Source organism: Mesorhizobium cantuariense (assembly GCF_042647205.1).
Taxonomy (GTDB): Bacteria; Pseudomonadota; Alphaproteobacteria; order Rhizobiales; family Rhizobiaceae; genus Mesorhizobium; species Mesorhizobium cantuariense.
The window spans coordinates 2,483,220-2,503,444 of the sequence record NZ_JBHRVD010000001.1 but is presented as its reverse complement, the minus strand read 5'-3'; the positions used below and the strand labels follow the sequence as shown (position 1 = coordinate 2,503,444).

At 62.7% G+C, this 20,225-nt stretch carries 21 protein-coding genes; 5 read left to right on the top strand and 16 right to left on the bottom strand.

All coding sequences use genetic code 11. The features are described 5' to 3' along the window. Positions 1-17: 17 nt before the first annotated feature. From ACFOJ9_RS11625 to ACFOJ9_RS11595, 7 genes are all read right to left on the bottom strand, one after another. The gene (locus ACFOJ9_RS11625; RefSeq protein ID WP_378979005.1) at positions 18-2,111 is read right to left on the bottom strand and encodes an ATP-dependent helicase; all 2,094 of its coding nucleotides are present in this window, start codon (positions 2,109-2,111) and stop codon (positions 18-20) included. Positions 2,112-2,210: 99 nt separating this feature from the next. After that, entirely contained in the window at positions 2,211-2,384 is a 174-nt protein-coding gene (locus ACFOJ9_RS11620) for a hypothetical protein (protein ID WP_378979004.1), read from the bottom strand. Between the two features lie 99 nt (positions 2,385-2,483). Beyond that, positions 2,484-2,696, bottom strand: coding sequence for a hypothetical protein (locus ACFOJ9_RS11615; protein ID WP_378979003.1), 213 nt, complete (start codon positions 2,694-2,696; stop codon positions 2,484-2,486). 269 nt (positions 2,697-2,965) lie between these two features. After that, on the bottom strand, positions 2,966-3,763 hold the full coding sequence (locus ACFOJ9_RS11610; RefSeq protein ID WP_378979002.1) for an arginase family protein: 798 nt from the start codon (positions 3,761-3,763) through the stop codon (positions 2,966-2,968). A gap of 126 nt (positions 3,764-3,889) precedes the next feature. Beyond that, positions 3,890-5,062 carry an amidohydrolase gene (locus tag ACFOJ9_RS11605; protein WP_378979001.1) on the bottom strand — a complete coding sequence of 391 codons (1,173 nt, stop codon included), beginning with the start codon at positions 5,060-5,062 and terminating at the stop codon, positions 3,890-3,892. Between the two features lie 18 nt (positions 5,063-5,080). Next, the gene (locus ACFOJ9_RS11600; RefSeq protein ID WP_378979000.1) at positions 5,081-6,304 is read right to left on the bottom strand and encodes a Zn-dependent hydrolase; all 1,224 of its coding nucleotides are present in this window, start codon (positions 6,302-6,304) and stop codon (positions 5,081-5,083) included. Next, a complete protein-coding gene (locus ACFOJ9_RS11595; protein ID WP_378978999.1) occupies positions 6,301-7,509 on the bottom strand; it encodes a diaminopropionate ammonia-lyase in 1,209 nt (402 codons plus the stop codon). Before ACFOJ9_RS11595 ends, ACFOJ9_RS11600 begins: the two co-directional genes overlap by 4 nt. Before the next feature lie 99 nt (positions 7,510-7,608). On the opposite strand from ACFOJ9_RS11595, the gene ACFOJ9_RS11590 reads away from it, so the two are divergent. Continuing rightward, positions 7,609-8,088: an Lrp/AsnC family transcriptional regulator gene (locus tag ACFOJ9_RS11590; RefSeq protein ID WP_378978998.1), complete on the top strand. Its 480-nt coding sequence runs from the start codon at positions 7,609-7,611 to the stop codon at positions 8,086-8,088. Between the two features lie 67 nt (positions 8,089-8,155). Here the strand turns inward: ACFOJ9_RS11590 and ACFOJ9_RS11585 are convergent, their stop codons facing one another. The 3 genes from ACFOJ9_RS11585 to ACFOJ9_RS11575 all read right to left on the bottom strand — a co-directional run bounded on the left by ACFOJ9_RS11585 (position 8,156) and on the right by ACFOJ9_RS11575 (position 11,738). Then, complete coding sequence (locus ACFOJ9_RS11585; protein ID WP_378978997.1) at positions 8,156-10,264, bottom strand: molybdopterin-containing oxidoreductase family protein; 2,109 nt, start codon at positions 10,262-10,264, stop codon at positions 8,156-8,158. A gap of 153 nt (positions 10,265-10,417) precedes the next feature. Continuing rightward, positions 10,418-10,831, bottom strand: a complete 414-nt coding sequence (locus tag ACFOJ9_RS11580; RefSeq protein WP_378978996.1) for a GFA family protein — start codon at positions 10,829-10,831, stop codon at positions 10,418-10,420. Then, complete coding sequence (locus ACFOJ9_RS11575; RefSeq protein ID WP_378978995.1) at positions 10,824-11,738, bottom strand: NAD(P)-dependent oxidoreductase; 915 nt, start codon at positions 11,736-11,738, stop codon at positions 10,824-10,826. Before ACFOJ9_RS11575 ends, ACFOJ9_RS11580 begins: the two co-directional genes overlap by 8 nt. A gap of 135 nt (positions 11,739-11,873) precedes the next feature. Here ACFOJ9_RS11575 and ACFOJ9_RS11570 point away from each other — a divergent pair, with 135 nt between their 5' ends. Continuing rightward, positions 11,874-12,212, top strand: a complete 339-nt coding sequence (locus ACFOJ9_RS11570) for a winged helix-turn-helix transcriptional regulator (RefSeq protein WP_378978994.1) — start codon at positions 11,874-11,876, stop codon at positions 12,210-12,212. A 260-nt stretch (positions 12,213-12,472) separates the two neighbouring features. Here the strand turns inward: ACFOJ9_RS11570 and ACFOJ9_RS11565 are convergent, their stop codons facing one another. The 5 genes from ACFOJ9_RS11565 to ACFOJ9_RS11545 all read right to left on the bottom strand — a co-directional run bounded on the left by ACFOJ9_RS11565 (position 12,473) and on the right by ACFOJ9_RS11545 (position 17,098). Beyond that, complete coding sequence (locus tag ACFOJ9_RS11565) at positions 12,473-14,350, bottom strand: ABC-F family ATP-binding cassette domain-containing protein (protein WP_378978993.1); 1,878 nt, start codon at positions 14,348-14,350, stop codon at positions 12,473-12,475. Positions 14,351-14,485: 135 nt separating this feature from the next. Continuing rightward, positions 14,486-14,935: a MucR family transcriptional regulator gene (locus ACFOJ9_RS11560; protein ID WP_378978992.1), complete on the bottom strand. Its 450-nt coding sequence runs from the start codon at positions 14,933-14,935 to the stop codon at positions 14,486-14,488. 161 nt (positions 14,936-15,096) lie between these two features. Beyond that, positions 15,097-15,300 (bottom strand): hypothetical protein, encoded by a 204-nt coding sequence (locus ACFOJ9_RS11555; protein WP_378978991.1) that lies wholly within the window; start codon positions 15,298-15,300, stop codon positions 15,097-15,099. Further along, complete coding sequence (locus ACFOJ9_RS11550) at positions 15,293-16,162, bottom strand: DMT family transporter (protein ID WP_378978990.1); 870 nt, start codon at positions 16,160-16,162, stop codon at positions 15,293-15,295. The genes ACFOJ9_RS11555 and ACFOJ9_RS11550 overlap by 8 nt, the downstream gene beginning before the upstream one ends. A 102-nt stretch (positions 16,163-16,264) precedes the next feature. Continuing rightward, positions 16,265-17,098 carry a hypothetical protein gene (locus ACFOJ9_RS11545; RefSeq protein WP_378978989.1) on the bottom strand — a complete coding sequence of 278 codons (834 nt, stop codon included), beginning with the start codon at positions 17,096-17,098 and terminating at the stop codon, positions 16,265-16,267. Between the two features lie 110 nt (positions 17,099-17,208). Here ACFOJ9_RS11545 and ACFOJ9_RS11540 point away from each other — a divergent pair, with 110 nt between their 5' ends. Together ACFOJ9_RS11540 and ACFOJ9_RS11535 are read left to right on the top strand one after the other, a co-directional pair. Beyond that, positions 17,209-18,168 (top strand): LysR substrate-binding domain-containing protein, encoded by a 960-nt coding sequence (locus ACFOJ9_RS11540; protein ID WP_378978988.1) that lies wholly within the window; start codon positions 17,209-17,211, stop codon positions 18,166-18,168. A gap of 72 nt (positions 18,169-18,240) precedes the next feature. After that, positions 18,241-18,657, top strand: a complete 417-nt coding sequence (locus ACFOJ9_RS11535) for a GNAT family N-acetyltransferase (RefSeq protein WP_378978987.1) — start codon at positions 18,241-18,243, stop codon at positions 18,655-18,657. Positions 18,658-18,881: 224 nt separating this feature from the next. Here the strand turns inward: ACFOJ9_RS11535 and ACFOJ9_RS11530 are convergent, their stop codons facing one another. Next, complete coding sequence (locus ACFOJ9_RS11530; protein WP_378978986.1) at positions 18,882-19,394, bottom strand: DinB family protein; 513 nt, start codon at positions 19,392-19,394, stop codon at positions 18,882-18,884. Between the two features lie 60 nt (positions 19,395-19,454). On the opposite strand from ACFOJ9_RS11530, the gene ACFOJ9_RS11525 reads away from it, so the two are divergent. After that, positions 19,455-20,147 (top strand): glutathione S-transferase family protein, encoded by a 693-nt coding sequence (locus tag ACFOJ9_RS11525; RefSeq protein WP_378978985.1) that lies wholly within the window; start codon positions 19,455-19,457, stop codon positions 20,145-20,147. Positions 20,148-20,225 lie beyond the last annotated feature (78 nt).

Below are 20,225 nucleotides of genomic sequence, written 5' to 3'. Positions count from 1 at the left end.
TGCGCCGACCCCTGAGACTATTTCCACATGCCGCGCATGCGCGCACCGATGTCGACGCGCACCTCCGGCCGGGCCGCCCTGCCCTGTGCCGCCTGCGCGCTTGGCCACGACACCTGCTGGAACGCGGCGAGGATCGAGGCCGGGATGAAGCGGGTGCGCGAGGCATAGAGATGGCGGTCGCCGCGCGCCGCCTGGCCGTGCGGAAAGAAGCGCTGCGGCATGACCAGGTTGAGATTGTCCTTGGCCCGCGTCATCGCCACGTAGAGCAGCCGGCGCTCCTCATCGATGTCCTCCTTGGTGCCGACGCCGAGATCGGCCGGGATGCAGCCGTCGACCGTGTTGAGCACGAAGACATTCTTCCATTCCTGGCCCTTGGCCGAGTGGATGGTCGACAGGATCAGATAATCCTCGTCACGATGTGGCGGCCCGGCCTGGTCGCTGGTGGCGTCCGGCGGATCGAGCGTCAGTTCGGTGAGGAAGCGCTCGCGCGAAGCATAGCCCGAGCCGATCTGCTCGAGCTGCAAAAGGTCGGCTCGGCGCGTCGTCGCATCCTCGTGGATGCGTTCCAGATGCGGCTCGTACCACAGCCTGATCTGTTCGAGATCGGCCGGCCATTTGGCGCCGGCCCGCAGACCGGAATAGAGCGAGACGAAGCCCGGCCAGTCATCCGCCGCGCGTTGCGGCGGGCGCCAGCCGGCCAGCCCCATGGCCTCGTCCAGCGCCGTCGTCATCGTCTCGACAATCTGCGCGGCGGCCGAAGGGCCGATACCCGGCATCAGTTGCAGCACGCGGAATCCCGCGACACGGTCGCGCGGGTTTTGGGCAAAACGCAGCACCGCCAGCACGTCCTTGACATGAGCGGCATCGAGAAACTTCAGGCCACCGAACTTGACGAAGGGAATATTGCGCCGCGTGAGCTCGATCTCCAGCGGGCCGCTATGATGCGAGGCGCGAAACAGCACCGCCTGGGATTTCAGTGCCGTGCCGGCCTCGCGCTCGGCCAGGATGGTATCGCAGACGAAATTGGCCTGCTCGACCTCGTCGCGCACGGTCACCAGCCTTGGCTTGTCGGTGGATTTGCGCTCCGACCACAGGTCCTTGGTGAAGCGCTCCGAGGCTTCGCCGATCACCGCATTGGCGGCGGCAAGAATGGTTTCGGTCGAGCGATAATTGCGCTCCAGCATCACCACATCGGCGGCTTGCGCGAACTGGTTTGGAAAGTCGAGGATGTTGCGCACCTCGGCGGCGCGGAACGAATAGATCGACTGCGCGTCGTCGCCGACGACCGTCAGCCCGGCGCCGTCGGGTTTCAGCGCCAGCAGGATCGAGGACTGCAAGCGGTTTGTGTCCTGGTATTCATCGACCAGCACATGGTCGAAACGCCCACCCAAGTGCTCAGCTATTTCAGGCTCGGCCGCCATCTGCGCCCAATAGAGCAGCAAATCGTCGTAATCGAGCACGTTTTGCGCCTGCTTCGCTTCGACGTAACCGGCGAACAATTGCTTCAATTGCTCGGCCCAGCCGGCGCACCAGGGAAAGGCAGAACCCAATACCTCGTTAAGCGGCGCCTGTGCGTTGACGGCGCGCGAATAGATGGCAAGGCAGGTTCCCTTGGTGGGGAAACGCGCTTCCGTCTTCGAGAAGCCGAACTCGTGGCGGACCAGGTTCATCAGGTCGGCGGAATCCTCACGGTCATGGATGGTGAAGGCCGGGTCGAGGCCGATCTCCAGCGCATAGTCGCGCAACAGCCGCGCGCCGATGCCGTGAAAGGTACCGGCCCAGGTCAGCGCATCGGTGATCACAGCGGCATCGCGGCCGAGCACTTCGCCGGCGATGCGCTCGACGCGCCTCGCCATTTCGGCCGCGGCACGCCGAGAAAAAGTCATCAGCAGGATGCGGCGCGGGTCAGCCCCCTTGACGATCAGATGGGCGACGCGATGCGCCAGCGTGTTGGTCTTGCCCGAACCGGCGCCGGCAATGACCAGCAGCGGGCCGGCAATTTGGCCGTCGCCATGTTCGACGGCCTGACGTTGGGCGTCGTTCAGCCGGGCGAGATAGGCAGGCTGGGCGGTCGGGTCCCGAAAGGTCGAATCAGCGGTGGCGAGGTTCATCGCCCATCAAGCATCGTTTCTGCTTTGTTCGCAACGCCGATGCGAGGCAGACTTAGCCTTCCGCAGACCTAGGGGGCAAAACGAGGGAACGGATCGCGCCTAGTGTTGCGGATCGACACCCATGGCGGCTGACTGCCGGCGCAAGGTCTCACGATCATATTGCGAAGGCGGCAGCTGCAGCGGGTCGACTGAATCAGGCACGTTATCGATCATCTGCCGGGCCATGCGGTACGTGACATAGGCCAAAGCGCCGGCGATAAGCAGACGGAACATGGTTGCATACTCCATTGGAGCAGAACCAACCCGAGGGGACGGCATTTGGTTCCCTCCCCGACTATCAGGGTATGTGATCGAGAGCCGCGATCGCTTCCGCTAGCGCTCAGCCCGCTCCGGTATTTCGGCGATGCATTCCTCGAGACGCTCCAGGCGGAACTTGGCATTGCGGAGTTCGTGTCCTGCCTCATGCCGCCTATGGCGGCCCTGCGGAGAGGTCGCCATCAGGTCGCGCTCCAGTTCAGCAATGTGCGCACGCACCTGCCGGGCCTCGTCCTGACGCAACGCCTTGATCCATCCACGCCCGCGCATCGGTCTTCCTGCCAGCACCCCGAAAGGCACGCCAGACCTATGCCGGAAAGACCCTAATTCCAGGCAAGCCCGAACGCTCTAAATTTAACTTTCGCTAATTTAGCATCGGCAGGGAGGGCGATTGGAGAAGAAGGCCGGCGCCGCTTGGGAGGAGGAATGAAGCGCCGGCCAAGCGGATAATTAGGTCCGCCGCACAGCAGAACTTAGCTGAGTCTTTCCCTCGCGTCATCGGGCGATTGTCTTCGTTAAAAGCGTACCCTCGCCGCCCGTCACCCATGTGTCTTGACCATCATCCCGGCAATCTCCTTGAGGAGTTTTGCCGCCACGCCGGCGGTCAGGTTGGCGATGTCACGAGAGGGATTTAACTCAACGATATCAGCCGCCACGATCGGCTGGTTGACCGACTGAATCAGGTTGATGACCTGACGGGTGGTCAGGCCGCCGGGTTCGCGGTGTGAGACCCCTGGCGCAAAAGCCGGGTCGATCCCACCGAGATCCATCGAGATATAGACCGGCGTCGTGAGGTCGAGCCGCAGATCATCGCTGAACCGCGCGGCCTCGATGACCTCGACGCCGAACCGCTCGAACTGGTCACGATGATGGTCGTTGACTGTGCGCAATCCGACCTGGATCAGGCGGTCGGCAAGCCGCTCTTCCATGATGCGGGCAAAGGGCGAGGTGTGGGAGCGCGGATTGCCCTGATAGGCATCATACATGTCGGGATGCGCGTCGATGTGCAGAATGGTCAGGCTGGAGTGCCGGCGGCGCACCGCGCGCAGCACCGGCCAGGAGATGGCATGGTCGCCGCCGAGGCAGATCAGCGGATCGCCGGTTTCCAGCACGCGTCCAACCTCGCCTTCGATCAGATCCCATGGATCAGTGGCGGCGTCGAAACGGATGTCGCCATGATCGACCAGCCTGTCGGTCAGGTCGAAACCGGTTTCGCTCCACATGCTGTAGGCATCGCAGAACAATTCGGGACGGATATGGGCGGGTGCTTGCGCCGGCCCCTTGGCGAAGGACGAATTGTCGTCGTTGGGAATTCCCAGAAGCGAAATCCTGATCATCGGCGTGCGATCTCCGTCAATGGGAGTTCAACAAAAACTGGGGGAATTCAATAAACCCCGGTGCTGGCTGGCAATAGCAGCGGTGTTTGGGCCAGCGGCGAGCGCGGTCCGGCGATCAAAACGCGATCATCTTCCCGCCTCGCCACCCAGTCTTTGCCTGACCACGGCGACATGGAAATTCGTGCCGAACAACAGCCCGTCATCGTTGAAGTCGTAGCTGGAATTGTGCAGCGGCGCGGAAGCTTCGCCGTTGCCGAGGAAGACGAAGCAGCCTGGCACGTGATCGAGGAAGCGAGCGAAATCCTCCGAGGCGGTCATCGGCTCGCGGGCGACAGCGATGTTGCCGGGCTCGAAGACGCCTCTCGCGGCAGCGAACGCGGCATCGACCAGTTCGGCATCGTTGCGCAGCGGCACGAACTCCCTGCTGTAATTGACCTCGGCGGTGACATTGTAGGCGGCAGCTGTGCCCTCGGCGATGATGCGCATCTGCCGCTCGATCTCCGCGCTAACCTCGGGGCGGAAGCTGCGCGCATCGCCGAGAATGCGGGCAAGGCCTGGCAGTGCGTTGCGGGTGCCGTCGGTGATCAGCTCGGTCACCGAAACCACCGATATGTCGGCCGGGCTCAGCCGGCGCGAGACGATGGTCTGCAGATTGGTGACCAGCGCACAGGCGGCGACCAGCGTCTCATTTCCCGCATGCGGCCGCGCGGCATGGCCACCGAGCCCTTTAAGCACGATCTCGAAGATATCCTCGGCCGACATGACCGGGCCGGCGCGGGTCTCGAAATGCCCGATGGGCAGGCCGGGCATGTTGTGCAGGCCAAATATCTCATCGAAGGGAAAGCGCTGCAGCAGCCCATCGTCGAGCATGGCGAGCGCGCCCCTGCCCCATTCCTCGGCCGGCTGGAAGACGAAGCGCACGGTGCCGTCGAAACCACCCTCGCCGGCCAGCAGCTTTGCCGCGGCGAGCAGCATGGTGGTGTGGCCGTCATGGCCGCAGGCATGCATGATGCCGGGATTGCCTGAACGATAGGGTGCGTCCGACTGCTCGGTGATGCGCAACGCATCCATGTCGGCCCTGAGCGCAATGGCCCGGTTGCCGCGGCCGCGCTTCAGCGTGCCAACGACGCCGGTGCCGCCGACGCCCTCGGTGACATCGTCGAGGCCGAACTCACGCAATTTGGCGGCGACGAAGGCGGCTGTACGCTTCTCCTCGAAGCCGAATTCGGGGTGCGCATGCAAATCGCGCCGCCAGAGAATCATTTCCTGCTTCAGCGCCTCGCGATCGAGTTCAGACATTCTTCTGCCCCTCCTGACCTACTTTGCCAGTTGCGCGGCCACATCAAGCAGGATGTTGGCGCCGGCAACAAGCTCGGCATCGTCGGTGTGCTCGCGCGGATTGTGGCTGATGCCGTCGGCGCTCGGCACGAAGATCATCGCTGCCGGGGCAATACGCGCCAGCATCTGTGCGTCATGGCCGGCGCCTGATGTCATGCGCCTGACGCCGAGACCACGGGTCCTCGCGGCGGCCTCGATTCGTTCGACGATGCCGAGGTCGAAGATCACCGGCTCGAAGCGGGCCAGCTGCTCGACCGAGATCGTCACGTTCTCGGTGGCGGCAAGCTCGAGATAGGCGGCAAGTGCCGCCTCCGCTGCCTGCAGGCGCCGTTCGTCGGGATCGCGCAGATCGATGGTGAAGACGGCGCGCGAGGGAATGACGTTGATGGCATTCGGCTCGAAGCGGATCGTGCCGACGGTGGCGACGGTCGGCGCGTTCGAGGCTTTGGTCCGGTCGAGCAGAAAGGTGATGACCCGGGCGGCGGCGTGGCCGGCATCGTTGCGCATCGACATCGGCGTGGTGCCGGCATGGTTGGCGACGCCGTCGATGGTGACGCGTTGCCAGGAGATGCCTTGCAGATTCTCCACCGCGCCGATCGGCAAACCTTCGCGTTCCAGCACCGGCCCCTGTTCGATATGCAGTTCGAGATAGGCATGCGGCTTGAGGAAGCCGGGTTCCCGGTCGCCGGCATAGCCGATGCGGGCGAGTTCTTGCCCCAGCACGCTGCCGTCGGTGCCGACAGCCGCCAGCACCGTTTCGGCACTGACCCCGCCGGCATGGACCAGCGAGCCCATCATGTCGGGGGTGTAGCGCACGCCCTCCTCATTGGTGAAAGCGGCGACCGCGACCGGGCGCGACGGCGAAAAGCCGGATGCCTTGAGCGTCTCGATCACTTCCAGCCCGGCAAGCACGCCGTAGCAGCCGTCATAAATGCCGGCATCGATGACGGTGTCGATATGCGAACCGATGAGCAGCGGCGCCTGCCCGGTATTTTCCGGGCTTTGCCAGATGCCGAATATGTTGCCGACCCGGTCGATGGCAACATCGAGCGCGGCCTGTCGCAGCCAGCCGACGAAGAGATCGCGGCCCTGCCTGTCGGTGTCGGAGGCGGCCAGCCGGATCAGCCTGCCCTCGCTGTCCCGGCCAACAGCACCGAGTTCGCGGATACGGCCAAGCAGGCGCTGCCCATCGATGGCGATCATGCCGTTGCCTCGGCTGTCATCTTGCCGGCCAGCACATCGGCCGGGCTCATGCCAACCAGTTCGGCATAGCGATGCGGATCGGTGGCGCCTTCGGTGTTGATCACCAGCACCCGCGATTTGCCATCGAGTTGAAGCTCGGCCCGGTTGTCGGCCATCGCCCTGATCAGGCCAGCAAGGCCGACGCCACCGCTTTCGCCGGCAACGATCACAGGATCGCCGGCGGCCGGCCGCGCCAGCCGCCGCATCACCGCGACGGCGTCGGCCTCATCCACCGTCATGAAGGCGTCGGCGGCGCGTGCCAGCACCCGCCAGGCGACCGGCGAGGCCTCGTAGCATTCGAGCATGGCCATCACCGTCGGCTGGCCATGCGCGACCTTGACCGGGCGCCCGACCTGGGCGGCTGCAAAAACACAGGCGGCACGCGCCGGCTCGACCACGGTGAAGGTCGGCCTGGCATCACCGAGGACGATGGCCAGATGGCCGGCCAGCGCGGCGGCAATACCACCGACACCGGCCTGCACGAAGACATGGGTTGGCGTCCGAGGGAGCTGATTCAAGGCTTCGCGCGCGATCGCCGTATAGCCCTGCATGACCAGGCCGGGAATGCGTTCGTAGCCCGGCCACGAGGTATCGGACACGACGGTCCAGCCCTTCTCGGCCGAAACCTGGGCAGCTTGCCTGACAGAATCATCATAATTGCCGTCGACGCGGATCATCTCGGAGCCATAGCGGGCTATTGCCGCTATGCGCTCCTCGCTGACGCCGGCGTGGACGAAGATCGCCGCCCGCGCACCGACGAGTTGCGCGCCTTGCGCGACCGAGCGGCCATGATTGCCGTCGGTCGCACAGGCAAATGTCATCGCCGCGGCGACAGCCCGCACATCAGGCTGATCGAGATCGGCCACATCGACGGGTCGGCCAAGCCGGCTGCCTGCCTCCTCCAGCACCAGGCGAAAGACGGCATAGGCGCCGCCAAGCGCCTTGAAGCTGCCTAAGCCGAGGCGAAAGCCTTCATCCTTGATGTGGGTGGCGCCAAGTCCGAATTCGCTGGCGAGCGCCGGCAGCGCATGCAGCGGCGTCATCCGGTGATTGTCGCGGTGGGCAAGAAAACGCTCGACCGTGTCGGCGCCGGCCACGCCAAGGGTATCGGCGTCGGCCGGATCGAGTGGCAGGCGATGCAAGGCATTACGGTTGAGCAGGAACACTGGCGGCCTCCTTCAGCGAGAATATATTGCAGGATCGGCGCAAGGGGCGCTGTAATATGGCCTCCCAAATGCAAGTTTGTTTCGCCAGGGATATCTCCATTGCCTGTATTGCCATCCTCGCTCGACAGTTTCGATCTCGCCATCCTTGCCATCCTGCAGCGGGACAACACGACGCCGCAGCGGCTGATCGGCGAAGCGGTGAACCTGTCGGCGCCAGCGGTGCAGCGCCGCATCAAGCGCATGGAGCAGACCGGCGTCATTGCCGGCAATGTCGCGGTCGTCGAGCCGACGGCGGTCGGCCAGCCCATCACCATCTTCGTCGAGGTGGAACTCGAGAGCGAACGCGCCGAACTGATCGACGCGGCCAAGCGGCAATTCTCGGCAACCCCTGAAGTCCAGCAATGCTATTATGTCACCGGCGAGGCCGATTTCATCCTGGTCATCACGGTAGCCGACATGGGCGCGTATGAGGCGCTGACGCGAAGACTGTTCTTCGACAGCAACAATGTTCGGAAGTTCCGAACTTTTGTAGCCATGGACCGGGTCAAGGTCGGACTGACGGTGCCCTTGCCCGGCTGAGCGTTGCTGGCGGCCGAAATCCTGCACGGCCTGATCTGGCGCGAGACGAGCGGAGTTCTCGCCGGCCTCAACCTGCCGCGCGCAGCCAGACCTTGTTGTCGTGGAAGGCAGCACCGCCATAGGGCGCCGGCGCATCGGCGCCGGTCAGAACGTTGATGCCTTCGCCGCGTTCATGCGCGCTGTTTGGCCAGATGCCCTCGGCGATGACGACGCCGCGCTTGATCCCGTCAAACAGCTTTGCATGCAGCACGACTTCGCCGCGCGTGTTGCCGACCTCGACACGATCGCCGTCGGCCAGGCCAAGTGCCGCGGCATCATCGGGATGCAACAGGAGTTCCGGCCGGCCCTCCCTGGCCTTCGACACCGGCGTCTCGGAAAAGGTCGAGTTGAGGAAATTGCGCGCCGGCGATGTCGTCAGCCGGAACGGGTGCGCCTCGTCGGCGACCTCGATCAAGTCGACATGGTCGGGGAATTCCGGCAGCCGCGCCACCGGCCCGAACAGGCCCATGCTTTTCGGCGGCCGGTTGGGCGCCGCCTGCCCGGTCCAGTCGGCGCGGAAGCGGAATTTTCCATCCGCATGGCCAAATCCCTTGATGAAATGCGCGCTATCGAAATCCGGCTGCAGGTCGACCCACTTGTCTTCCTTCAAGCTGTCGAAGCTGCCCAACCCGCGCTTGCCCAGGATGATGTCGATATGCTGCTGCTCGGTCAGACCAAAACCCGGGCGGTCGGCAACGCCGAGGCGCTCAGCCAATTCCTCGATGACGAAATGGTTGGTGCGCGGCCCTTCCGGCGGCTCGATCAGCTTCGGGCCAAGCGTTATGTGCTGGTTGCCGCCGCCCTTGTAGACGTCGTCGTGTTCCAGGAACATCGTCGCCGGCAGCACGACATCGGCAAGCTTGGCCGTGTCGGTCATGAACTGCTCATGCACGCAGGTGAACAGATCGTCGCGCAGGAAGCCCTGGGTGACCAGCCGCTGCTCCGGCGCGACATTCACCGGGTTGGTGTTCTGGATCAGCATCGCCGTCACCGGCGGGCCGCCATAGAGCGCGTCGCTGGCTCCGGTCAGCACCGGGCCGATGCGCGAATGGTCGAGATGGCGGATCGAGGGATCGCGCATCTTGGTGCCTTCCAGCACATCCTGGTTGAGCTTGAAGATGCCGGAATTGGAATGGAAGGCGCCACCACCCTCATATTGCCAGCTGCCGGTGACAGCCGCGATGCAAGATGCGGCGTGCATGTTGACGGCGCCATTGCGCTGGCGCGCGAAACCATAGCCGAGGCGGAAATAGGTCTTCTTGGTCGTGCCGACGAGCCGGGCGAAAGCCTCGATCTCGGCGACCGTCAGGCCGGTGATCCCAGCTGCCCACTCCGGCGTGCGCGTCACGAGATGCGCTTCAAGCCCTTTCGGGTCGTCGGAGTATTTTTCGAGATAGGCGCGGTCGGCCATGCCTTCCCTGAACAACACATGCATAACCGCGCAGGCCAGCGCGCCGTCAGTGCCCGGCATCAGCACCAGGCCGAGATCGGCCTGCTTCATCGTCGCGTTCTCGTAAACGTCGATGACCACGATCCTGGCGCCGCGCTCCTTGCGCGCCTTGATGGCGTGGGTCATGACGTTGACCTGGGTGACCACCGCATTGGTGCCCCAGATCACCACGCAATCGGATTTCGCCATCTCGCGCGGATCGGGACCGCGCAAGGCGCCGGCGCCCATCATCCAGCCGGTCCAGGCCAGATTGGTGCAGATCGAACCGAAGAAGCCCGAATATTTCTTGGCATGGCGCAGCCGGTCGATGCCGTCACGCTGCACCAGCCCCATCGTTCCGGCATAGTAGTAGGGCCAGACCGTCTCCGAGCCGTATTTCACTTCAGCCGCAATGAATTTTTCGGCGACGAGGTCAAGCGCGGCCTCCCAACTCGCTTCCTTCCAGGCGCCGTCGCCCTTGGCACCGGCGCGGATCAGCGGCTTCAGCAAACGGTCGGGGTGGTGGACGCGGTCGGCATAACGCGCGACCTTGGCGCAGACGACACCGGCCGTATAGCTGTTGGCCTTGGCGCCATGGACGCGGCCGATGCGATTGCCGTCGAGCAACTCGACCTCAAGCGCGCAGGTCGACGGGCAATCATGCGGACAGGCCGAATGGCCGATTCTGAGGTTCGCGTGCTGGTTCATGGGGCGACACTAACGGGTTCAGAACACCGCGTGTAGGGCCAGATGTGGCGCACCGCTTTACCTCGGTGAGCAAGGCCCTTGCCTTCTCCTCTGTGGAAGAAGGCGGGGCACTGCAAAGCCGATCGGCCACTCCACACTGAGGCAGTCATTGCTTCAGGAGGCTTCCGCCCGGGGCACGCCTTCCAGGCAGAGCCATTTGTGCTTCCTGTTGGGCCAATGGAGAATTGCCGGAGCCGGGAATTCCAGGTCCTCCAGACAGCCGACAGATACCGACAGCGCTTCCGTCAGGCCCTCTGCACGCATGAAGACGATCGACCCGCATGAGGTACAAAATGTCTGCTCTAGCCATTGCCCTGACGAGCCGTTTCGTCGCCAGGATTTCGTCTCGCCTTTCTGGGCGACTATGGCGGAGTCGGCATAGATGGCTCGGTATGAGAACGCTGCCCCGGTGCATCTCTGGCATTCCAGGCAACTGCAGGCATAGACGCGCCGAGGCTCCCCGGTAAGAACCAGTTCCACGCCGCGACACGAGCAGGTCGCCCTTCGCTCGGTCTTGCCATCACGCATTCTCAGGCTCCCTGCCCTGAAGCGGCGAGCCATTTCTAAACAGGGGGAAGAGAGATGCAAAATCATCATCCGCGCGCCCGCGAGAAAGCGCCTGCTTAAAAATCCCGTCCATTGCGCGCGGCATAGCCGCGTCAAGACCTCGCTCCTGGCATGCTTCGAGCAGATGCCGGAAGGCGCTGTAATGGGCTCCCAATGAGGCGAGCGTTGCGTCGTCGCCGGCAAAACGGCGCGCCTTCGTCCGGTCAACCGCATCAAACAAGGCAGCATCCACAACCGGCTTGAATGCGGACAGATGGCTCCTGAACGTCTCCAGATCGAGCCCCTCGGCCTCCGCGACAGCCATGCCCTGGAGCGCGCCAAACAGCCCGCCCCACATCTGGGTGAGCAGCGCGGTGTCAAGCGCGGAGGCCTGGCCAGGCACCTCGCCGACATAACTCGTGCCGCCACCAAGGGCAAAAAGCAGAGTCTTGTTCGCTTCGTAGACGGCGCGGGATCCAGAATAGAGCAATGCGGTGTCCGGCTTGCCAATAAAATCCGGAGTCGCCAGGATCGCGCCGTCCAGATAGCCGGCGCCTTGCGCTTCTATCCAGCGCGCCTCCTCCCGCGCCAAACGCGCTGAGCCGGAGGTGAGTTGTATGACGGCTTTGCCGGCCAGCGCCGAAGCGACGTTGCCCTGTTTGAGCAGCGCATCGCTGGCGGCATAATCCAGAACGTTTATGATCAAGACATCGGCTGACCGGATCCCGGCCTCTACTGAAGAGACCAACCTCGCGCCAAGAGCAGCCAGGGGCTGGCACTTGGCGGCAGTACGATTCCACACGGATGTTGGATAATTCCGGTCGAGCAACGTTCGAACGATAGACGAGCCCATGCGGCCCGCGCCGAGCACGCAGACATTGGATTTCATGGTGATTTCTCCGATAGCCCTCTCGACGAGGGATTGGTTTGTGTTTGGCGCGCTTATCCAAAGATATATATTCTTGCTGCGTTGAGAAGTACGCACCTTGAGGTAAGCTATTGGAATCATGTCAGGAGTTGTCACATGAGGAGCAAGGAACCAGACAGTTGCGGCTTTGCCGCCGCGATGCAGGCAATCGGCGGAAAGTGGAAAACCTCGCTATTGTGGGAATTGCACCTGCGGCCGCACCGCTTCGCCGAACTGCACCGGCGGTTACCTGGAATCAGTGAGAAGATGCTTGCGCAACAATTGCGACAAATGGAGGCCGACGGACTCGTCAGCCGGCGCGCCTATGACGAGGTACCGCCACGCGTGGAATACTCGGTCACGACCCTGGGTATTAGTCTGAACGATGCGGTGACCGCGATGTCGGCATGGGGGAAGCGGCACGAGACATGGAAAGTTGAGCGAAAAGCCGCGTGAAAAAAGCAGGAACTCGTGCATGGTCGCGGAAGGGTTTGTGATCCGCTCCAGCCGGATCGCGGTCCGCTTCTAAACGCGGAAGGCGGCAATAGATGCCGGGCAGCGTCGTCCGGTCGAGTAAGACAAGCCGCAGCAAGTGCATCTGTGCCACAGGCCTTCAGCCATCTGCCGGATCCGCCGCTGCTCTGCACCGTCCCGGCGTTCGCAGGCAATTCATCGTGCGGCTGGCACGGTGAATTCGCTTGCGCATAGCCGGCTGCTTACTCCGCCGTGCCTTCCTCATATTCGGCCGACATGGTCAGCCACTTTTCCTCGTGGCCGGCCAGCGTCTGGGCCAGTTGCGAACGCTCCTTGGCCAGCCGTGTCGCGGTCGAGGGATCCTTCTCGTAGACCGCCGGATTGGACAGTTCGTCCTCGATGCCGTCGATGCGCTTGCGGATGCGGTCCATCAGCGCTTCAGTGGCGCGGATCTCCTTGGCCAGCGGCTCGAAGGCGGCGCGGCGTGCCGCCGCATCCCGGCGGCGATCGGCCTTTGAGGCCTTGTCGGCCTCGCGCTTGCCGCGGCGGTCGCCGGACACGCCGGTGACCAGCGTCTTGTAATCTTCCAGGTCGCCATCATACGGGTTGACCGCGCCGTCCTTGACCAGCCACAGCCGGTCGGCGGTCGCCTCGAGGAGATGGCGATCGTGCGAGATCAGGATGACGGCGCCAGGGAATTCGTTCAGCGCATGGATCAGCGACTCGCGGCTGTCGATGTCGAGATGGTTGGTCGGTTCGTCGAGGATGAACAGGTTTGGGCCCTCGAAGGCCGACAGGCCCATCAACAGCCGCGCCTTCTCGCCACCCGACAGATCCTTGGCGGCGGTGTTCATCTTCTCGGTCGTGAGACCGAATTGGGCGACGCGGCCGCGCACCTTCGATTCCGGCGCCTCGGGCATCAGCCGGCGGACATGCTCATAGGCGTTCTCCTCCGGCCGGAGATCATCGAGCTGATGCTGGGCGAAGATCGCTACCTTCAACCCGGGCGCCACCGTCATGGTGCCATTCTCCTGCTTGAGCCGGCCGGACAGCAATTTGGCGAAGGTCGACTTGCCGTTGCCGTTGGCGCCAAGCAGCGCGATGCGGTCGTCGGCGTCGATGCGCAACGTCATCTTCTTGAGGATCGGCTGCCCGTCGGTGTAGCCGACATTGACGTTGTTCAGCGCCACGATCGGCGAGGCCACCGTCTTCACCGGTTCGGGGAACGAGAACGGCCGCACCGAATCGTTCACGATGGCCGCGATCGGCTTCATCTTCTCCAGCGCCTTGATGCGCGACTGTGCCTGTCTCGCCTTGGAGGCCTTGGCGCGGAAGCGTTCGACAAAGGATTCCATATGCTTGCGGGCGGCGTCCTGCTTGACCCGGCCCTTCTCCTGCAATTCCTTCTGCTCGGTATATTGACGCTCGAACTGGTCGTAGCCGCCGCGCCAGAAGGTCAGCTTCTTCTGGTCGAGGTGAACGATCGAGTTGACGGCACGGTTGAGCAGGTCGCGATCGTGCGAGATCAAGAGCACTGTGTGGGGGTACTTCGACACATAGTTTTCCAGCCACAGCGTGCCTTCGAGATCGAGATAGTTGGTCGGCTCGTCGAGCAGCAGGAGGTCGGGCTCGGCAAACAGCACCGCGGCGAGCGCCACGCGCATGCGCCAGCCGCCGGAGAAGGACGAGGCCGGACGCCGCTGCGCAGCATCATCGAAGCCGAGGCCGGCGAGAATGGTGGCGGCGCGGGATTCGGCTGAGTGCGCGTCGATGTCGGCCAGCCGCATGTGGATATCGGCAATGCGGTGCGGATCGGTCGCCGTCTTTTCCTCTTCGAGCAGCGCCGTGCGTTCGAGATCAGCCTTGAGCACGATCTCGATCAGCGGGTCCTCGGTGCCTGGCGCTTCCTGCGCCACCTGGCCGATGCGGGTGCTCTTCGGCAGACTGATCGAGCCTGTCTCGGACGGGAAATCGCCGGTGATGGCCTTGAACAGCGTCGTTTTGCCGGTGCCGTTGCGGCCGACAAGGCCGGCCTTGGTGCCGGCCGGCAAGGTCAGCGAGGCATGGTCGAGAAGCAGGCGTCCGGCCATGCGGAGCGATAGGTCGTTGATGATCAGCATGGCCGCGCTTTTGCACCGGACATCAACGCTTCGCAAGACCTTGTGAGCCAGTTGGCCGCACAAGGTCTCGAAACGACGCCCGCGAGGGCGTCGTCAAAGCAGCCGATCAGCGGCTTGCCTACCGGCCGGCAGCGCTCAGGCAGTCGCCTTGCGCTTCGTCGCCTTGGCCACTGCGGCCGGCGCTGCTGCCGGCTTGCGGCCAAGTCCTGTCGACTTTGCCAGCGCCGATCGTGTCGCCGAGTAGTTTGGCGCAACCATCGGATAGTCCGGCGGCAAGCCCCACTTGGCCCGGTAGTCGTCCGGGCTCAGGCCATAGTCGGTCCGCAGGTGCCGCTTGAGCGACTTGAACTTCTTCCCGTCGTCAAGGCAGATGATGTAGTCGGGAAACACCGACTTCTTCGGATTGACTGCCGGAACCAGGTTTGGGGTTTCCGCGACAACTGCACCAGCGAGCTTGCGAACCGAAGCGCTGACGCTGGCAATCAACTCGGGCAGACCGGAAGCCGGAAGCGGATTGTTGCCTACATAGGCCGAGACAATATCGGCAGTCAGCTCGATAACGGTCTTATCATCGATATTTGACAATTCTTTCACCTTATTTGCGATAAAGTCATCCACCCCAGCGAAGACTTATATCGATGTATCTCTTTAACCGCGTCCCCCAACGGACTGCCAAGTCTCAAAAAGAATCAAGACTCGCCACAAATATTTGGCATGGAAAATCGACACCGTGCAAATTAGAAAATCTAATACTTTGAACTAGCAGACTTCACGGCATGGCTATCGGCTAATATCTCCAGAATACGTTTCCAGCGGGCACAACGCCCGAAATCCTTCTGCTCTATCGCCTTTTCGGCCTTCATCGCGGCGTAAAGCGGCGCCTCGGCGCCAAATTCCTTGATCAGCCAATGCGCTTCCTGAATGGCCAGACGTTCATTTTCGTCAAACATGGTTTTCGGCCTCCGAACGTTCCACCCCGACCGCGGCGCAACTGCCGATGACGAGGACAGCTCCGGCAATGGCCGTCATCGTCAGCCGCTCGCCGGACAGGGTCAACAGCAGGGTCGAAGCGATTGGCGTGAGATAGGCGACGACCGCGACCTTGCCACTGCCTTCCAGCTTCAGGGCGCGCGACCAGAAATAGTAGCCCAACCCCATCGGGCCGGCGCCGAGATAGAGGCCGAGAGCCAGGTCCATACCGACGGGCCAGGCGCCGCCATCGCGAGCGCACCACAGAAACGTCAAAGCGACGCCGATCAACGACGACGGCAGCAACAGGCGATCCGGAGAGGTGGCAACCCGTCCCACCATGATCGAATAGAAAGCCATGCACAGCGCAGAGCCGAATGCGGCGAGATAGCCGACGAGATCGCCCTGGAGCCAGGATTGGTTACGCCCTCCCGAAATCACCAGTGCAACGCCGACGAAGCCCACTACCGCGGCGAGGCCCAATAGTGCCGGGCGCCGCGGATTTTCCAAGGCGATGACCGCCGCCGCGACCATCAACGGCCACGTGTAGGCCATCAGATTGGCCTCGATCACCGGCATCGATGCGAAGGCGATGTATTGCAGCACCATGGTGCCGACCAGACCGATGAAGCCGACCGCAAGAGAGATTAGCGCGGCCCCGGCCATGACAGGTGCTACTCTTTCGCGGCTCATCAGCCGGATGACGGCAAAGACGAGCGCAGCGCCTGTGAATTGCAGGAACTGCACCTGCGACACCGGGTGGCTGGCCAACAGGGATTTGCCGACCAGCGCATTGGTCGACCACAATGCAACCGCGCCGGCAGCGAAAACCATCGCGGTCATCGAGCCTGATCCATGCCGAAACAACCGGCGTGGAGCTCTATTTTGCTGTTCGACCATGATCCTGTCCGAAAGCCGGTTCCCACTTTTCGGGATCATGGTTCATTACCATGATTCCCTGGCTCCGCCCGGAACCGGCGCATCGACGGGGGTGGGCACCGGATGCTCTGCCTCGAACCGGCGATAGGCCGGCAGCTGGTTGGCCCAGACATCTTCGGCCAGTTCGTTGACCCATTCGCGGTCATGGTCGTTGTCGGCGGCGAGATAGAACATGCGGTTGTCGTCGACATAGGGTTTTGCCACCGAGCGCTGGTTGAGCACCAGCGTGACGCGCTCGCCGAACCGGATCGGGGCGGTGCGATGCAGGACGCCCAGGAACTGCCCCAGCGTCGCGTAGTTCATCTTGTGATCGATGCGCATGACTTGGTTGCGCGGAATCTCGCGGCCGGATTCGAGGATGGCGCGGCCGGTTTCCGAATCGTCGCAGTAGATTTCGAGATGGCCGCCGACCAGCGGATTGCTGATTGATAGCGGAATGAGCTCGGTGACCGGAACGCCATCGCAATGCCATTCCACGGCGCCATCCTTGGGGTTCATGAAAGTCACTGTCGAGCCGACGATCGACAGGGGATAGGGCTCCAGCTTTGTGCCCATCATGTCCGACAGCCGCTCCAGGCGCAGCTTGTCATGCAGCAATTCCTTGATCTCGGGGATGAAGCGGTCGGCCCCGGTGATGAAAGTCAGGTCGAGGTGCTTGTGCACGGCGTGGCTGGCCTTGAGCTTCAGAGCAGCCTCCTCGATCGCGGCAAGCAGAGCCGGGTCATAGCCGTGCAGATACTGGGCGACGCCGAAACTGGACACTTTCCAGGCTGTCTCATGGCCGATGATGGCTTCACGGCTCATCGCATAGCGCAGTTCGGGAATGGTATGGGCGTTCATTGTACTTCTCCAGGATGGGGGCAACACTTGGTAAACAGTCGATTAATTCACCCACCCCTGTAAAATTAGGAATGCTGGTGCTAGTGTAAGCCCAGCTTAAGGTCGAAACCGTGCGTCTGCTCAGTCAGGTCAACCTCAATTCGCTGAAAATCGTGGAGAGTGCTGCGAGGCACGGGAATTTCACGCGCGCCGGCGAAGAACAGTTTATCACCGCTTCAGCGGTCAGCCAGCGCGTGAAAAGCTTGGAGGATCAGCTGCGCTTCAAGATCTTCCAACGCGGGGGCAATGCGGTGTCGCTGACGCCGGAGGGCGAGACCTATGTCTCGCGCGTTCGCGAGGCGCTGGAGCGAATCGTCGCCGCCAGCATGGAAGCGACCGGGCAATCGCAGGAACACGTGTTGAAGATATCGGTGCTGCCGACCTTTGCGGCACGCTGGCTGTTTCCGCGCCTGCCGCTGTTCCAGCAGCAATATCCCGATATCGTGATGCGGGTCTCGACGTCCTATGCGACGCATGAGTTCACGACTTCCGAGTTCGATCTCGAAATCCGCTATGGCGACGGTCACTTTCACGGACTGCAAGCCAATCTGCTGTTTCGGGAAGACCTGACGCCGGTGTGCAGCCGCAAGCTGTTCCATGAAGTTCTCGGCGATAGGCCACTATCGAAGGTGACACCGGACGACCTCAAGCTCTTCACCCTGCTGCATTCCGATACCTGCACCCAGAACTGGCAGTCCTGGCTTGGTTTCGCCGGCGCCAGCTTCGTGCTCAGCGAGACCAAGAGCATCTATTTCGACTCGTGCATGATGTCCTACGAGGCAGCCAATTCCGGGATGGGTTTTGCGGTGGCCAACCGTGCCTATATGGCGAGCGACATCCGCGCCGAAAGGCTGGTGGCTCCATTCGCCGTCCACCATCCGAATACGGCGGGGTGGTATTTTGTCTCTCCCCCAAAGAGCCTTGCCGCACGCAAGGTGCTGCTGTTCAAGCAATGGGTGATGGCGGAAGCGGCTCTGACGCAGTGCCAGCTGGACAGCGAAATCAGGAGCGAGGCTTCGGCCGCCGTCTGAATTTCGGGCAAGCATTTGGTTGTCTGCCGATGAGGTTCGACCGGCACGTAGCAAGTTGAGGGCCACCGGTTAATGGACGTCCAATCCATGCAGCCCGCCTTGGTCGGAGAGATCGTTGAGCTCACGCCGCTTCAGCAGGAACATTCGTCGGGGCTTCTGGGCGCGGCGGCGGATGGCGAGTTGTGGAACTTGAAGGCTACCGTGGTCCCCGGGCCGGGTACGATCGATGGATATATAGCCAGCGCCCTGGCCGGACGACAGGCCGGCAGTGTCATGCCTTATGCAATCGTCACGCGCAGCACGGGACTGATCTGCGGAAGTACGCGGTTTTGGAAGATCGATCGAACGAATAGAAAGTTGGAGATTGGGCATACCTGGCTCAGCAGTTCGGCTCAGCGCTCTGGCGTCAATACCGAGGCGAAATATCTCCTCCTGACCCATGCCTTCGAGGTGATGGGGTGTGTTCGTGTTCAATTCACCACGGACTAACTGAACGACGCGTCAAGGGCAGCCATTCTGCGAATAGGGGCAAAGCAAGAGGGGATCGTTCGCAACGAGCGGATCATGCCGGACGGCCGGAAGCGCAATTCCGTCCGGTTCAGCATCATCGATTCCGAGTGGCTGGACGTAAAGGCGATGCTGCAGCACAAAATGCAGCGATAGTCCGCGCTGGCCCCTCAATCTTCGGGCTTACAACGGCAAAACGTCACGGATCAGGCGAAAGCCCTGCCTTCCTCGGTGCGCTGGAAGAGCATCAGATCCAACCCCAGGCTTGGCCGTCCCAGGATGGTCAGAATCGTATGCGCCTGGCCACGATGGTGAGTCTGGTGGTTGAAGACATGATCCAGCGCCGGCGCCAGCCTTTGCGAGACCGTGCGCATGTCCGAGACGGTCATGTAGGTGAAGCGACCCGTCAAAGCCTTGTCGCTGAGGCCGCCGACCCAATCGATGATCCTCCTGTCCTCGGCCTCACGCGCCATCCGCAGGCCGGGCAAGCCCCGATGCAGGATGGCGTCCAGTGTCGTCGGCGCGTCGCCCTCGCTGGTGAAGCGCTTCATCCAGATGCGGTCGGCCGTCAGCAGGTGGTTAAGCGTGCCCATCATCGAGCTGAAGAAGGCACCGACGTTGCGGTTGAATTCCTCTTCGTCGAGCTCGGCGGCGGCATCATAGATGCGGCCATTGGCCCATTGATTATAGGCCGCAAACATCATGAAATGCTGTCTCATGGTTTCCCCTCGGCTCGCGTCGATGCGAGGCCTACCTAACCCGCAGGAACGCCGCCGCCAATGACCATTCTGCTCTATGACCTCGTCGGACGCGACACCACACGTCCATTCAGCCCGCACTGCTGGAAGGTGGCGATGGCGCTTGCCCACAAGGGGCTCGACACATCTACCGCGCCGACGCGCTTTCTCGAGGTGCCCGCTGTCGAGGGCGGCGTTTCGAAAACCGTTCCGGTGATCCGGGACGGTGAGAGGGTCATCGCGGATTCCTTCGCCATCGCGCTTTATCTGGATGAAGCCTATCCGGACCGGTCGACACTGTTTGGCGGTGAAGGCGGCAAGGCGATGGCGCGCTTCATCGAACGCTGGTCGCAACTAACCATCCATCCCTATGTGACCACCGCGGCGATCATGGACCTTCATGCCATGCAGGACGCGGAAAACGCCGCCTATTTCCGCCAGAACCGGGAGCAGCGTCTGGGCAAGCAGCTGGAAGACGTGATGGCCGCCCGAGAGGCCGGGCTCGGCACCTTCAGGGCCTCGCTGGAACCATTGCGTTCAATGCTCTTCTATCAGCCATTCATTGGCGGCGCGTCGCCGCTGTTTGCCGACTATATCGTCTTCGGCGCGCTGCAGTGGGCACGCATAGCCTCGCCTTACCAACTGCTGGACGACGGCGACGTGGTGGCGCAGTGGTTTGCCCGCTGCCTCGACCTGCATGGCGGGCTGGGACGAAAGGTGGCCGCGGCAGCGTGACGCCGCAACGCCTGCCCTTGCCGCAAGGCAGCATGAGGGCCGTCAATGTCCTGCGAAAAAGGTCAGCAGCGAGGAGAT